At 55.6% G+C, this 14,855-nt stretch carries 13 protein-coding genes; 10 read left to right on the top strand and 3 right to left on the bottom strand.

The features are described 5' to 3' along the window. The first annotated feature begins 12 nt into the window (after nt 1–12). From E5Q11_RS14080 to E5Q11_RS14050, 7 genes are all read left to right on the top strand, one after another. Nucleotides 13–4,815: an RNase A-like domain-containing protein gene (locus E5Q11_RS14080; RefSeq protein ID WP_168215666.1), complete on the top strand. Its 4,803-nt coding sequence runs from the start codon at nt 13–15 to the stop codon at nt 4,813–4,815. Further along, nucleotides 4,812–5,105, top strand: coding sequence for a contact-dependent growth inhibition system immunity protein (locus E5Q11_RS14075; RefSeq protein ID WP_135804079.1), 294 nt, complete (start codon nt 4,812–4,814; stop codon nt 5,103–5,105). The genes E5Q11_RS14080 and E5Q11_RS14075 overlap by 4 nt, the downstream gene beginning before the upstream one ends. 323 nt (nt 5,106–5,428) lie before the next feature. Next, complete coding sequence (locus tag E5Q11_RS14070; protein WP_135804078.1) at nt 5,429–5,608, top strand: hypothetical protein; 180 nt, start codon at nt 5,429–5,431, stop codon at nt 5,606–5,608. A 73-nt stretch (nt 5,609–5,681) separates the two neighbouring features. After that, the gene (locus E5Q11_RS14065; RefSeq protein ID WP_135804077.1) at nt 5,682–6,527 is read left to right on the top strand and encodes an REP-associated tyrosine transposase; all 846 of its coding nucleotides are present in this window, start codon (nt 5,682–5,684) and stop codon (nt 6,525–6,527) included. 36 nt (nt 6,528–6,563) lie between these two features. After that, complete coding sequence (locus tag E5Q11_RS14060; protein WP_135804076.1) at nt 6,564–6,935, top strand: hypothetical protein; 372 nt, start codon at nt 6,564–6,566, stop codon at nt 6,933–6,935. 217 nt (nt 6,936–7,152) lie between these two features. Continuing rightward, nucleotides 7,153–7,536, top strand: a complete 384-nt coding sequence (locus E5Q11_RS14055) for a hypothetical protein (RefSeq protein WP_135804075.1) — start codon at nt 7,153–7,155, stop codon at nt 7,534–7,536. A 96-nt stretch (nt 7,537–7,632) separates the two neighbouring features. Beyond that, nucleotides 7,633–8,073 carry a VOC family protein gene (locus E5Q11_RS14050; protein WP_135804074.1) on the top strand — a complete coding sequence of 147 codons (441 nt, stop codon included), beginning with the start codon at nt 7,633–7,635 and terminating at the stop codon, nt 8,071–8,073. Nucleotides 8,074–8,083: 10 nt separating this feature from the next. Here E5Q11_RS14050 and E5Q11_RS14045 read toward each other — a convergent pair whose 3' ends face one another. Both E5Q11_RS14045 and E5Q11_RS14040 read right to left on the bottom strand, forming a co-directional pair. Next, the gene (locus tag E5Q11_RS14045) at nt 8,084–9,358 is read right to left on the bottom strand and encodes a J domain-containing protein (RefSeq protein WP_135804073.1); all 1,275 of its coding nucleotides are present in this window, start codon (nt 9,356–9,358) and stop codon (nt 8,084–8,086) included. Next, nucleotides 9,352–11,052: a molecular chaperone HscC gene (locus E5Q11_RS14040; protein ID WP_135804072.1), complete on the bottom strand. Its 1,701-nt coding sequence runs from the start codon at nt 11,050–11,052 to the stop codon at nt 9,352–9,354. The genes E5Q11_RS14045 and E5Q11_RS14040 overlap by 7 nt, the downstream gene beginning before the upstream one ends. Before the next feature lie 289 nt (nt 11,053–11,341). Here E5Q11_RS14040 and E5Q11_RS14035 point away from each other — a divergent pair, with 289 nt between their 5' ends. Genes E5Q11_RS14035 through E5Q11_RS14025 form a run of 3 tightly spaced genes read left to right on the top strand, consistent with a single transcriptional unit; the run spans nt 11,342 to nt 13,476 of the window. Then, the gene (locus E5Q11_RS14035) at nt 11,342–11,920 is read left to right on the top strand and encodes an outer membrane protein (RefSeq protein ID WP_135804071.1); all 579 of its coding nucleotides are present in this window, start codon (nt 11,342–11,344) and stop codon (nt 11,918–11,920) included. Nucleotides 11,921–11,969: 49 nt separating this feature from the next. Then, a complete protein-coding gene (locus tag E5Q11_RS14030) occupies nt 11,970–12,695 on the top strand; it encodes a polyamine aminopropyltransferase (protein ID WP_135804070.1) in 726 nt (241 codons plus the stop codon). 4 nt (nt 12,696–12,699) lie between these two features. Continuing rightward, nucleotides 12,700–13,476 carry an ATP-binding protein gene (locus tag E5Q11_RS14025; protein ID WP_135804069.1) on the top strand — a complete coding sequence of 259 codons (777 nt, stop codon included), beginning with the start codon at nt 12,700–12,702 and terminating at the stop codon, nt 13,474–13,476. Between the two features lie 19 nt (nt 13,477–13,495). Here E5Q11_RS14025 and E5Q11_RS14020 read toward each other — a convergent pair whose 3' ends face one another. Further along, nucleotides 13,496–14,812, bottom strand: coding sequence for a DUF3422 family protein (locus E5Q11_RS14020; protein WP_135804068.1), 1,317 nt, complete (start codon nt 14,810–14,812; stop codon nt 13,496–13,498). Nucleotides 14,813–14,855 lie beyond the last annotated feature (43 nt).

Here is a 14,855-nt window from a genome sequence, read left to right as displayed (position 1 = left end):
GAGGATGAATCAATGATCGAGTCACGGACGGCTCTTCAGGCTTCGGAACAGACATCCGACGCGCTTCCGGATATCAATGCCATCACCCGTGAACTCCGGGAATCCCTCACGGCAACGTATGACGAGTGGCGCGATGGCTGGTTTTCTTCCATTTTCATGGGCCATGAACAGGTTCTTGAGGTCAATGGCGAGAACAACCGTGAGGGTGCCAGCGAAGATGAGATTGTCTCGTCCACCGTTGCGCCCTGTGAGGAAACCCGCAAGATCAAGATTGCCCATTTCCACGAGAACGTAAGCAAGACTCCCATCCCTTCCACGCGTTTTCAGGTCCAGGAAAATACCGGTTGGATATTCGATAGTTGGGACACCATCCACAGCGGCACTACGGATGAGAATGGCCTGGCGGAAGTACCGGTTACCCCTGGAAAGGAATACAGGGTGCTGATGTCGCCCGATATCTCACAAGCGGAAATGGAGGCTCTCTATAACACCTACGAGGGCTTTATCGACCAGTGCTGTTCACTGTTGGAGAACACCTGGAATAACGGAGCTCGCCAGGAGTGGGACAGCTATCTGTCCATGAACTCCGCTGCGCAGTCTCTTGCCGTCTACGCTCGACTGCAGGAAGGCATTGCCGATGGCTTCACATCCATTTTGGACGACATCCGCCGAATCTACGATGTGATCTGTGGCCTTCAGGATTACGACTTCAGCAACCTTCCCGAAGACCTTCAGGAACAGATGGAAACCCTGAAAAAAGCCGACGACGCCTACCTTAAAGCATGTTTGGTTGCGAACGACGAGGTTTTCCTGTTCCTGGTGATGTATACCGTTCGCCAGTACTTCCGGTTGCTATCACCGACACAGGTTGCCGAGATCTCCGGTGGCCTGGTGGGGCAGATACTGTTTGATGTGGTTGTGGGGCTGATCATTACCGGTGGTGCCGGCCTGGCCGCCAAATATGGCGCCCGGATTGGCAGTAAAGCCGTCGCCGGTGCCATGAACACTGCCGACGACGCCCGTGCCAACATGAACATACTCGGCGAGTTCCTTGGCCAGTTCGCCCGGGAATTCCAGCGGTATATGAAAGAAATTGGCACCAACCACCGGGCCCTGCAAATGTCGGGGGTTGGTCCCCTGGACGCCTCAAGCACCCAGCCCGGGCCCGATGTCCGGGGCCGCAATGCAGTTTACAGTGAAATGGCCGACGACGATCAGGTTGTGAACCTGCAATCTGCTGGCCGTGACCATGCTGCAACCAGTGAAACCAGCAACGCGCCCGTTCGTGACGAGCCATCGCCTTCAACCACCGACCAGGGCAGGGCTACCCGGGACAACGAATCAACGGAAAACGTCGCTGACCCCATCAGCACCGTGACGGGTGAAGAGGTACTGGAGCTGGTAGACGCACGCCTTGCCGGCCCCTTGCCCTTTGAATTCAAGCGGGTGTATCGCTCTGGTAGCAGTGACAGGCGTCTGGACATGGGTTACGGCTGGCGTCACAGCCTGAACCACAGCCTGAGCTTTGATGGCGACGGCATTACCTGGCACGACCACGAGGGCAAGAATACCCGTCTGCCGGAGCTCGACAGTGCTCCCTTCGGCACCAACTCCCAGGCTGGCACAGCGGCCTGGAAAGAGGGCGAACAGATTGTGGTGTGCGCCGGCGAGAAAGCACCCCGCTACCACTTCAGTCGCGAGGGTGATCGCGGCCTGCTGGTGCAGATATCAGATCGTTACGGCAATCAGCTGCAGGTCGGCTACGATCTCCATGGCCAGCTTGAACGGCTGGTCAGCGATGCGGGTAATGCCCTGAAGTTTGACTTTGAAGGCGTCTGTCTCAAGGCGGTCAGCTTGTTACGTCGTGAGCTTACAGACACCGGCTACCAGTGGCAGCCCCTGCGAACCGAACGCCGCTTTGAATACGACAGCCACAACGACCTGATCGCCGCTGAAGATGCGGTTGGTGGCATCGAACGCTACGGCTACGACAACCATATGCTGACCAGCCGACAGCTTGCCGGTGGATACAGCTTTTATCTTGAATGGGACGAAGCCTCACCAAGCGGGCGTTGCGTGCATCAATGGGGCGATAGTGCCCAGGTGGATACCCGGTTTGAATGGGATGACGAGAATCACACCTGCACCGTCAGCTACGTCGACGGCAGCAAGGAAATCTGGCATTACGATGGCGGCGCCCAACTGCAGGAAAAGATCGATCCGGACGGCGCCAAACACATCAACGAATACGATGATAAAGGCCGCCTGCAAGCCACCGTAGACCCCATGGGTGCGCGCACGGAATATCAGTACGACAGGAACGGTCGCCTCCAGGGTAAAACTGGCCCGGACGGACAGCCCATCCTGTTTACCTATCGCAAAGGGCGCATCGCGGAAATCCACCGCAATGGTCAGACCTGGGCATTTGATTACACCCGCCACGGCGACCTTTCCCGCGAGACCGATCCAAAGGGGCGCGCAACCCTTTACAGCTACAACCCCCAGGGCCAGCTCACCCAGGTCCACCTGCCAGACGGACGAACCCACAAATGGGGCTGGAACAGCCGCGGCCAGTTGATTGAGGAAACCACGCCCACCGGCGCTTTCTACCAATACAGGTACGACGAATTCGGCCAGCTATTGGCCAGGAAAGATGCCCGTGGTGCCATTACCCGGTACCAGTACGACGGCCTGGGGCGGGTAACCGACGAAATTCTCTCCGGTAACCGGCGCCGGCAGTACCACTACAATCACTACAACAAGGTGACGCGGTTTGTCGACGAGAAGGGTCGGGAAACCCGCTACGAATACGGCAACAACCTGCACCTGCTGACCCGACGCATCAATCCGGACGGCAGCGAGCTGCGCTACCGTTATGATCACCATCGCTTTCTGCTCACCCAAATCGAGAATGAACGGGGTGAAGAGTATCGCATTGATTATTACCCGAACGGTCTGGTCAAACAGGAAACTGCCTTTGACGGCCATCGCACCGCCTACCAGTACGACCTGAACGGCCATCTGATCGAGAAGGCCGAGTACGGAACTGCCAGCGATGTCCTGCAAACCACGGCCTATGAGCGCGACGAACTCGGGCAGTTACTGAAAAAAGTGCTCCCAGACGGCCGCGAAATCCAGTACGGATACAACGCCGACGGCAAGCTTACCGCCGTGGATGACGGGCACTGGCCACTGGCGTTCGAGTACGACGAATTCGGATTGTTGAAAACCGAACATCAGGGTTGGGCAACCCTGCAATATCGTTACGATGACATGGACCGTCTGAGAGGTATGGTCCTGCCAGATGGCCAGGCGCTGGCCTACCAGCACGACAAAGCCGGCCTGCTGTCCGGCATCGACCTGAACGGTCAGCCGTTGACCCGCCATCGAATGGCAGCCACCGGCGAGGAAATGGAACGGCAACAGGGCGACCTGCTGAGCGCCTACGTCTACGACGACGAAGGCCGCCTGACCCAGCACCGGGTGCACCAGGGCCGCATCAAGGACATCGCGGCCCAGCGGGATTACCAGTACGATCCCAACGGCAACCTCAAAGCTATCCAGGATAGCCGCAAAGGCCTGCGGGAATACGTTTACGACCCCATGGACCGGCTGGTTGGCGTGCGTGGCGACCTGTACGAACAACTGATCCACGACCCGGCCGGCAACCTGCTGGAACAAAGCCAGAGCCCGGCCAGTGGCAAAAACGCCAATGTGCGAGGCAACCGCCTCAGCATGCACGGCGACTGCCACTACGAATACGACGAATTCGGCAACCTGACCGAAGAACGACGGGGCAAGGACCAGAAGCTGATCACCCGCTACAGCTACAACTGCGAACACAGACTGGCCAGCGTCACCAAACCGGACGGCAGCACCTGGCACTACGAATACGACGCTTTCGGCCGCCGCATTGCCAAAACCAACGGCCTGACACGAACCGAATTCCTCTGGCAGGGCGACCGCCTGATCGCCGAGGAAACCGGCGATCAGTACCGCACCTATATTTACGAGCCCGACACCTTCAAGCCCCTGGCGCTGGTAGACGACCACGGCCCCGAACACGCCAGCATCTACTACTACCACCTGGATCATCTGGGCACCCCCCAGGAACTCACCAATGAAAAGGGAGACCTGGTCTGGTCGGTGACCTACCGCGCCTACGGCAACGTCGTCCGCGCCCTGGTCAACGAGATCGACAACCCGATCCGCTTCCAGGGCCAATACCACGACCCGGAAACCGGCCTGCATTACAACCGCCACCGGTACTACAATCCCAACACAGGGCGCTTCCTGACTCCGGACCCGATTGGGCTTGCGGGTGGGTTGAATAACTACCAGTATGTTCCGAATCCGACGGGGTGGGTGGATCCGTTGGGGTTGTCTTCGGTAAAAGGGGATTGCCCTGGAGCGGGTGGGAATTATAGTTCGATTGTACCGGGCGGAGGGCTCATGAGTCATGAAAGGGCTGGAGGTCATCTCCTGGAACGACATGTCGGACATTCAGAGCAGCAGCTTTTATCGAGAATTGAGCAGAACAGACGAATTAGCGGAGCCTCGTCGTTCTTGGATCGCACTACCGCGGAAAGAGCTGTTGGTCAGACGCTAGAGGCAAATAACAGGGGCGTCGAAAGGTTCCTTAACGGGGATGAGCGCCGGCTTGTTATAAATCATTCGTTGGAGGATTCCGTCGGTATTTCTATGAAAAGAGGCAGCACAGCTGCAGATACTGCAAGTAACGTAAGAGTTGTATTGGAACGTGATCCGAAGATGTCCATAGGTTACCGAATCGTTACGGGGTTTCCCACATTATGAATAAAGATCTTTTTAATAACCTTGAGCAAATATTAGGCGCCTACTTTCATCAAGATTGGGAGGAGGAGTTTTCGTCAGAGAAAAGCGTCATAGAATATATTCTGGAAAATGAGCCGCCCCAAAAAATTATTTCTGCTAAAGAGGCTATTGACGAGTTGCTAAATATTGATATGTCTGAAAGCGAGTATAAAGAAAAAATTTTTTCAATGGGAAGTGAATATGAATATGAGGTCGATGGCTATACTAGTAAGCAATGGTTAAAATATTTGCGAGATTCGTTTGATATTTAATACGTTAACTGAACGGTGAGCATAGTAATGGTATTTGCCTGAAATGGAGTCTCGATGGGTGGGTATTTTTGAAAATTTAAAGCTTCTCTCCGTGTTCAGTTCGATTCTGTCTCGGCAATCTTTTCCGAAGTTATTGCATGGCTAAATTTGACCAATGGCAATAAGGGTTTCCGGATATTATGTCGATAGAGTTAGAGAGTGTTTATTTTTTTAGTAAAATCAGAATAGATAGCGCGCTATTGTATAAGATAACGTCTTCATCTGATTTTAGATTTGTAAATGCAGCTCCTGTCAGTGTCGAGCCGAAGCAGGAGGCTGAGCAGATGAGAATACACTACGACTCAGTTCTGAATGCTGGATTTGAGAATTGGGGCTTCGAATCGACGCTTGAGCAACTTAGTGTTTCCGACAGAGAAACCATTCAGTTTATCGGTCTCAAAGGAGCTGGCTATTCAGCCAAGTTCTATTTCGAGGAAATACCGGAAAAGGTGATCGGTGAGTAACAGGGTCAGGTCTTGCCCTTTGACCTTGAGAGAAAGGAGCTTTCTCAACCCGTAACCGACAAGGAGCCAACGAATGGCCAGAACCTTACGTCTCGAATTTGAAGGCGCACTCTACCACATCACCTCCCGAGGTAACCGCCGGGAAACTATCTACGAGACACCCGATGACCGTGAACGCTTCCTTGAAATTCTGGGGGGCGTCCGTGAGAAATATAACTGGCTCTGTCACGCCTATTGCCTGATGGGGAACCACTACCACCTGCTGATCGAAACCCCCGAAGCCAATCTTTCTAAAGGCATGCGCCAACTGAACGGCGTATACACTCAGTGTTTCAACAAGGCCCATGCCCGGGTGGGCCATGTTTTTCAGGGGCGATACAAGGCCATTTTGGTTGAGAAGGAAACTTATCTGCTGGAACTCGCCCGTTACATTGTTCTGAACCCCGTCAGGGCCGGCATGGTTTCGTCCCCATCTGAATGGCCGTGGAGTAGTTACCGGGCCACAGCTGGCGAGATTCCTCCGTTGGATTATCTGTCCACAGACTGGCTGCTTTCGGTATTCGGAGTGATCAAAAGCCAGGCACAGATAGCTTATGTCGACTTCGTCAGTAATGCCCGCTCCCAAAGTTCACCCTGGGAAGACCTCAAGGGGCAGATCTATCTAGGGAGTGATCAGTTTTTCGAGCGCATGCTGGAACATCTGGGCGAGCCGGACCGCTTGAGTGAAGTCCCGGCGGCTCAACGCCGCGCGGAGGCGTTGCCTCTGAAAACATATTTTGGCAAAACCGACAACCGGAATGCCGTGATCGCGGAAGCCTATGCCAGCGGCGGGTATACGCTAAAGGAAATTGGAGACTATCTGGGGCTGAGTTATTCACGCGTCAGTCGGATTGCAAAAGAGTACAAAAGCAAGACCTGACCCTCCATACACGATTGAATAGCTTGGAAAATTTGTATGCCAGCCATTGAAAAGTTCGTAGTAGATAAGAAGAAAGAATCTATTAGTTGGTCCTGTTTTGGCCAAACTAGGAATAAGACTATACCCGGACTAGACCAAGCCATTGTTGAGTCTAAAAACGGGAACATACTTGTTCTTGCAGGTGCTAACGGGTCTCCAAACAAGCTGGTGATTCTAGATGGTGAAGGCAGAATATCATGTGAGCTATCACCTCCTGAAGGCTTCCAGTTCTACTATTTGTCTAATCACCCTGAAATTGGCGGAGCAGTAGTGTGTGTGACAGATGAATCGATTGATGGTTGGAACGACTGGTTTTTCGGTATTGATTTCTCCAATGCGTCTCTCTTTAGGCACTGTCCAGCACATTAGATGCTGGCAGCAAGGTCATCTTCCGAAGGTAGGCTCACTGTGGTGTGAGTCAAATGATGGAGTCAGGTCTAAATCAACTACACAGAGTCACGTCGGATATACCTTCCCCTGCTCGCAGTGAAAGTGATAGGTGGGCTTGGGATTGGTCTCCAGATGAATGGGGCGAACAGGAAATTCTTCTGCGCGGACCTAGAGAAGGTATTGAGGTATTCAGACCATGATCAAAAAAGATCTAGAGAATATGATAGATACAACAGTGAACAGCACAGATGCCGCATTGTTGCGCGAAATAGTCTTGTCACCTGATTTTAGATTCGTGAATACCGCCCCTGTCAGTGCCGAGCCGAGGAAGGAAGCAGAGCAGGTGAAAATTCACTACGATTCGGTTCTGAGGGCCGGATTTGAAAACTGTGGCTTCGAATCAACGCTTAAGAAACTTGGTGCTTCCGAAAGAGAAAACATTCAGTTTATCGGTTTCAAAGGAGCGGGCTTTTCAGCCAAGCTTTATTTTGAGGAAGTACCGGAAAAGGTGATTGGTCTGTCAGTAACTCGGCGAGGTTCAGTCTCACCGGCCATAGATCAGTCTGGAAAGGCTTTGTAGGCCACTATGCCTCGAATTTGAAAGCATACGCTGGCTCGGGGCTAGAACCGCGTCGGTGCTGGTATCATGCGGGGGACAACCAACAGGAGCACCACCATGCAATACCTCCACACCATGATCCGCGTCAGCAACCTTGACGACACCCTGCACTTCTTCTGCGACCTGCTGGGCATGGTCGAAATCAGCCGTAAAGACAGCGAAAAGGGTCGTTTCACCCTGGTTTTTCTCGCTGCAGCGGAAGACGAAGCGCGTGCAAGAGAAGATAGGGCGCCGATGATCGAGCTGACTCACAACTGGGATCCGGAAGAATATACCGGCGGCCGCAATTTCGGACATCTGGCCTACCGTGTGGATGACATTTATGGGCTTTGCCAGCACTTGCGGGATAATGGCGTCACCATCAATCGCCCGCCCCGGGATGGGCATATGGCCTTTATCCGGTCACCGGACGGCATTTCCATCGAACTGCTGCAGAAAGGCGAGTCGTTGCCGCCACTGGAACCCTGGGCGAGCATGGAAAATACCGGCACCTGGTAACAGCGAGGGATCAGGCCTTTAGTAACAGGAACCCGCCGATCCAAAGCACGGCGATGGTCAGGTAAACACCTGAATGTATGCGGGAAAAGCGTTCGGTCAGGCTTGCCACCAGTTCTCGTTTTCGATGGGCCGCAAAGTACTCGCGATAGGCGCGTTCGTAGGCTGGTGAGAATTTCAGGCGGGGGTCTTTCACTTTTTCGTTGTGCTTCGGGGCGCCCAGAAGGTAGAAGATCCAGACGGCCGGGAAGATTATACCCACCGTGATGGCCAACGCCGGGTTGATGCCGACATCCCTGGTGCGTTTGATCATCAGACAGATGAGGCAGTAGAGCATCAGTAGTGCTGTCGTCATCAGAGTCACTATGTTTCCGTCCGAGCCTGGCATGCCGCCGCTCAATGCTGCGGTCATCAGTACGGCACCCAGGAGGGTTGCCAGTCCAAGCAGGCATTCGATCCGCGAAATTCGCCCCGAAAGTGAAAGCAGCGTATGGGCTAGCCAGCGCCACCCGAACCGGGCGCGGGTGCCCGCAAGCTGCTGATCGGCCGCTTCTATTAACAGGCTCAGCCGGAATGCCTTGTCATCAGAGATCGGTATATTCCTGTGATCGGTAAGCCAGTGAAAGCGGTGGTTGAGTCGGGCGATCAGTGCGGGTTCCAGAGGGCACTGGTCACTTCCGGACTGCAGGATGCGAACCACTTCTGCGAGCAACCAGTGACTGACCGCCGAGGCTAACTGGAAATCGTCCAGCTCCGGCCCGGTAAGCAAAGGTTCCCAGTGAGCCAGGTTGTTGCGCAGATCCAGGTTCTCCAGCAGGTGTGAGATAGCGAGAATCAACTGGTTCAGTTGCTGCTGTCGATCCTCGAAGTCATCCGCTACCTGGATTGGCGGTGGCTGGTCCCAGGCACTTCGCGTGTCACCCTCGGTAGCCAAGTCATCGTTAATGGTCTCAGCTTTTGGAGCGGGTCCGGGGTCATTTTCCGGGCGGGAGTCTCTGATGGTAGTAGAGGCTTCGCGGTTATCCGCAGTTTCATGATCGAATGCATTGCCCCAGCCGGAAAAATCCAGCGGCTCAGTTCTGGCGGTTTTATCCTCAGGTGAAAACACCATTGGCGTAGACGGCGATTCCAGTGTTTTCAGCGCCCATTCATAGGCTTCACGCAGTTGCATGAAATCATCCGGACGCTCCTCCGGATGAACATCCTTGATCAGTCGGGTATAGGCCCGCTTGATGGTTTTGCGATCACTGCCGGGCTCGACGCCCAGTAGCTGCCAGGGATTTACCATCGTCCTTTCTGGGCCTTGAGTTCGTTCAGCTTTTCGGCGACCAGGCTTCGGGCTTCCGCTGCGCGCTGAGGGTCCTGGGAGTCCAGGGCATTTTCCAGATAGCGAACGATTTGCTCGATGTAGTCCCGCTCGTCGCCAAGGGCCTCGGACCACATGCGCTCCGCTTCGTTCATTACGGCGATGTTGGCACTGTCCTCCCGCGGGTGGAACTTGAGCGCTTGCATGTTCTCGAGCAACTGCGTCAATTCGGCATCGCCCAGGTTATTACTGGTATTCTGGATGACGAGAGTTTCCCTTACCCCGGTGCTTACCACGTCGACCTGCACCTCAAGCAGACCGTTGATGTTATAGGTAAACCGGACATCCGCGGCTTCCTTTCCGGCCGGCGCCCGGGGTACCCGGACACTGAGTTCGCCGATGTGAACGTTGTTCTTTACCAGTCGATGTTCGCCTTGATAAACCATGATTTTCAGAGAGGTCTGGTAATCACCAGTGGTACAGAAAGTGTCGACACGACTGGCGGGAACCACCGTGTTACGGGGAATAAGCACGGCAAAGAAGCCTCCCCTATGTCCCTGTTCTGACTTCTGGGCCGTTTCGATGCCCAGGGAAAAAGGGCAGACATCGGTCAGTACGGTGTCCTTCAGGGCCTGGTTGCGTTCTTTCAGGGCGGCTTGTACCGCCGCGCCCATGGCCACGACCAGGTCTGGGTCGATGGTAGCGGAAGGTATTCGCCCGAATAGCCGAACAACGAAGTTTTTTACCAGTGGCATCCGTGATGCGCCGCCTACCAGGATCACGTCGTGGAATTCACTCCGGTTCATGCCAGAGTCCTTTACCGCGCGTTCCAGCGGAGCCCGGATGCGCTCCAGAAGTTCTGCGGAGCATTGGCTGAAATCTTCCCGGCTGAAATGGACCCGGTGTTCTGCGCCTCCCAGCTTGGCCGCAATTTCCACTGCTGGCTGGTCCCCCAGCGCTTTTTTGGCCTGGTCGCATAGGCGATACAGGTGGGCCCGCTCCTCGGGGGGCAGTGCCTGCATATCCATGGAAAGTTTTTCGCAAACCGCGCCGACCATTGCGAAAGTGAAATCTTCGCCCCCCAGGAAGCTGTCACCGCTGGTGGCATGTACTTCCAGCAGATCATCAAATTTTTCGAGAATGGAGACATCCAGGGTACCGCCACCCAGGTCCACTACAATGAAGTTGCGTTCGTCCTCGGCCTCCTGAATGCCGTAGGCCAGTGCGGCCGCGGTGGGTTCGTTGATCAGTCGCTCCACATGCAGACCCGCCAGCTGGGCAGCGTGCAGGGTGGCTGTCCGCTGGTTGTTGTTGAAATAGGCGGGCACACTGATGATGGCTTCGTCGACTGTCTCTCCAAGGTGATTTTCGGCGTCGGCCACTAGCTGTTTGAGAACCAGCGCGGAAAGTTCTTCTGGCGAAAATGTGCGGCGCCCCAGGGTAACTTTCTCCTGGGTGCCCATCAGTCGTTTGAACTGGGAGGCCGTCAGTTGCGGGTGGGATACCAGCCGATCCTTGGCCGCGCGGCCGACCAGAACCATGTCGCGGTCATCAACGCTGACTACTGATGGGGTCAGCAGCTCGCCGAGGGAATTTGGAATGACACGGCTTGCGCCGTCCTGCCAGACACTCACCAGACTGTTGGTGGTGCCAAGGTCAATGCCTACTACTGCCATTGTGATTACCCGTCCTTAGGTGATGTAGTCGCGATCAGGGGTTCCGATGGTTTCGCCCGAAAGAAATTATACGCCATCGTGAGGATCAGAAAAACGCGCTGGAACAGCGGATTGAACCAGAAGTTACTCTTGTATTGGTGAATGAATCACAGTGGCATGAAAAACACATGACCAGATGGTATTGCTCATTTAATGAACATTATCCCTGTATGCCGTTAGCCTGATAACAGGTAATCGGCATAAAGCTTTGCCGGTTGATCCGTAGATCGACCCTACAAGGATGAATGTTATGACTTACAAATCTGGTATCGCCTGTGCTTCGGTTCTGGCTTCAGCCATGTTTGCGGCCCCTGTAGTCTGGGCGCAGGACAATACGTCCCGGGATAGCTCCGGCGTCTATATCAGCGGTAGTTACGGTGGCTATAAATCCCACGGCGGCGAATTCGATGACGACAACGACCTGTACGGCCTTGGCCTGGGTTATCAGTTCAACGAGTTCTTTGCCCTGGAAGCGGAGTACATCGATTTCGGCAACTTCGGTGACGACGATGTCGATGGCAAGCTGAAAGGCACCTCCCTTGGCCTGCGCGCACGCCTTCCGTTGACGGACACCTTTGGCATTTATGCCAAAGCCGGCGCCTTTGCCTCATCGTTCGATGTGGATGCGTTCAACGAAAGCGAGACTTATGACGAGGTTAATCCCTTCGTCGGTGCCGGCGTTGATTTCCGGGTAACTCATCAGCTCACGGCCTTCGCGGAATATAACCGCTACAACGTCGATATCGATGAGGACGATTTCAACGGCCAGATCTCCAATGACGGCCCGGATTTCGACACCGGGCGCGTAGGCGTGCGCTTCCAGTTCTGATCAGCGGGTCCCATGCTAAACTCCCCGAACGCAAATTCGGAGAAACCCCATGGGACTGATGTTCGAGCAGATTGACAGCCAGCCGTCGGCGCTGGGGGAAATTACCCTCCGGCGCCGTCGTATTCCGGCCCTGGGTGACCGGGATATTTTCGAGGTAAAGCTGGGCGATGAGTTCCTGATGTCCAGTATGTTCGTGGATGCGGAAGTCGCCCTGGCGGACCTGGGTATTGAGCGGGCTGCCGGCGAGTCACTGGATGTGGTGGTGGGCGGCCTTGGCCTGGGTTATACCGCCGACGCCGCGCTGCGCCATGACCGGGTGAATGAACTGCTGGTGGTGGATGCTCTGGATGCGGTGATTCAATGGCATGAGCAGGAAAAAGTGCCCCTGGGCCAGGTGTTGAACGCAGACCCGCGCTGCCGCTATGTGCTGGGCAGTTTTTTTGATCTGGCGGTGTCACGCGGCGGGTTTGATACGCAATCGCCGGGCCGCCTGTTCGACGCCATTCTTCTCGATATTGATCACTCCCCCCGTGCACTGCTGAACGAATCCAACGCCAGTTTTTATACCACCGAAAGCCTGGGCAGGATGGCCCGTTTCCTTAAGGACGGCGGGGTCTTCGCCATGTGGTCCAACGATCCGCCGGATGAGCCTTTTATGGACACCCTGCGGGAGCTGTTCGTGGATGTGGAAGCCAGGGTGGTGTCTTTCTACAATCCTTTCCAGAACAGGGAATCCACCAACACGGTTTTCCTGGCAACGAAGTCGGAGGGCTGAAGCCATGGCGGAACCTGAAACCATCAACTGGGCCTCGACTGCGGCAGCTGTCTGGCGTCGTCATCGTTTCGGCCTTCGGGCCATACGCCGGCTTGACCCGGTGCAGTGGGACAGCCTGAAAGGCATTGACCGCCAGCGGGATGCCCTGGCCCGAAACACCGAGCGTTTCTTGGCCGGGCAGCCTTCCAATAATGCTCTGCTGTGGGGCTCTCGTGGCACGGGTAAATCGTCGCTGATCAAGGCGTTGCTGAACCGCTATAAAGATCAGGGCCTGCGGATGATCGAGGTGGACAAGGACGACCTGGTGACGCTGCCGGAGATCGTGGATGATCTCTGCGACCTGCCGTTTCGGTTTGTGATTTTCTGCGATGACCTGTCTTTTGATGTGGGTGAATCCGGTTACAAGGCGCTGAAAAGTATTCTGGAAGGCTCGCTGGAACTGCCGCCGGAGAACGTCCGGGTCTATGCCACCTCCAATCGCCGCCATCTGATGCCGGAATTCATGTCCGATAACCTGCAAAGCCAGGTCAAGGACGGCGAACTGCATCCCGCCGAGGCCATTGAAGAGCAGGTGTCCCTGGCGGACCGTTTCGGGTTGCAGCTGTCGTTCTATCCCTTTCCCCAGGACACCTATCTGCAGACGGTAGATTCCCTGTTTCCCGATGTCCGTGATCGAGCCAAGCTACATGAAGAGGCGGTCCGCTTTGCCACAGCCAAGGGGGTTCGCAATGGGCGTACTGCCCAGCAGTTCTATCGTCAGTTTGCGGGTTCTTTCAGCTAGGTTTGTGACCGGGAGCTGATCACCCCTGGTCCCGTTCGGCAAGTTTCAGAAACCGCTGGCGGATGGATCGCACCGTTAGATAAACCAGCCCCAGAGTGGTGGGAATTGCCAGCCCCAGCAGCAGGGGCTTGTTGAAGTCGAAGCCCGCCTCTTGTGCCACGTCCATGGCCATGCGCATTAGGGCGATCAGATAGTAGGAAATCACCACCACTGAAAAACTTTCCACCGTATGCTGCATCATCAACTGCACTTTCGAGCGCTGGTTCATGGACGCCAATAGCTGCTGGTTCTGGCTCTGAATCGCCACTTCCACCCGGGCCCGCATCATGTCGGATGCCCGACCTACCCGGCGGGACAGGTCGTCCAGCCGCTCGCTGACGGATTCGCAGGTTTCCACCGCGGGGGTCAGTCGGCGGTTCATGAATTCCCGAATGGTCAGATGGCCAGACAGCTCGTCTTCCCGCAGCACGGCCAGTCGCGCCAATACCAGTTGATGATAGGCCCGGGTGGCGGAGAAACGAAAGGTGGAGTGGGCTCGAAAAGCCTCGATGCGGGCAGCCATATCCGTCAAACGGGCAAGCACTTTCTGTTCGTCCACGGTGGCGTCGTCCGTCAGTGAATCGGTGATCCTTGCCAGGGTGTGGTCCATCTCGTTCAGGTCCGGCGTCATGTCCCGGGCTTCCGGAAGGGCTAGCAGTGACATCAGGCGATAGGTTTCCAGTTCCATCAAACGCTGGGTCAGCCGCCCCAGCTGGCTGTCAGACAGGCCGCTGTTGATGATCATGAAGCGCCCGAATCCGTCCCCATGAAGCTTGAATGAGCTCCAGACCTGGGCCTTGCCCTCTGCTGGCCGGCTGCCGACCAGACGCTCGCCGTCAAAATGCCTGCGGATGGCGCCAGGCTCAGGTTCCTGACTGGCATTAACCGGTTGCAGGTCCAGATGGAAGGCCGCCACCACGGTGCCAGTCAGCCGCTCAAGCCAGCCCTCCGGAAGGCCCGCCAGGCCGGTCTGCTGGAACGGCTGATGGCCTTGTGAGGCACCCAGATGGATGAAGGTGTAGGAGGTAAACTCCATGTGCAGTTCACGGCGGATTCGCAGATCACCGAAGGTGGCCTCGAAGCAGCTGTCATCCTGATGGGGAATGGGCTGGCCCAGCTGGGCGTGCAGTTCCTGCCAGTGATGGAATTGCGCGTTGCGTTGCTCCGGTGTGGTCAGCACCGCAAGATGGGATACCTGTGACGGGCAGGGCAGAACCTGAAAAGGCCGGGCGTGGAGTTCGTTATACAGCGATTCCCTAAGCGGGTGAAAATCGAGCTTGAGCGGTGGCGGGTTCAATGTCCTTTCCTCGGGGCGCGGCGGGCGATTTGCAGCGTGTAAC

The sequence above is a fragment of the Marinobacter confluentis genome (assembly GCF_004785685.1).
GTDB classification, from domain to species: Bacteria; Pseudomonadota; Gammaproteobacteria; order Pseudomonadales; family Oleiphilaceae; genus Marinobacter; species Marinobacter confluentis.
Note: the sequence above shows the minus strand (reverse complement) of the source record. Positions and strands in the feature narration are given on the sequence as shown.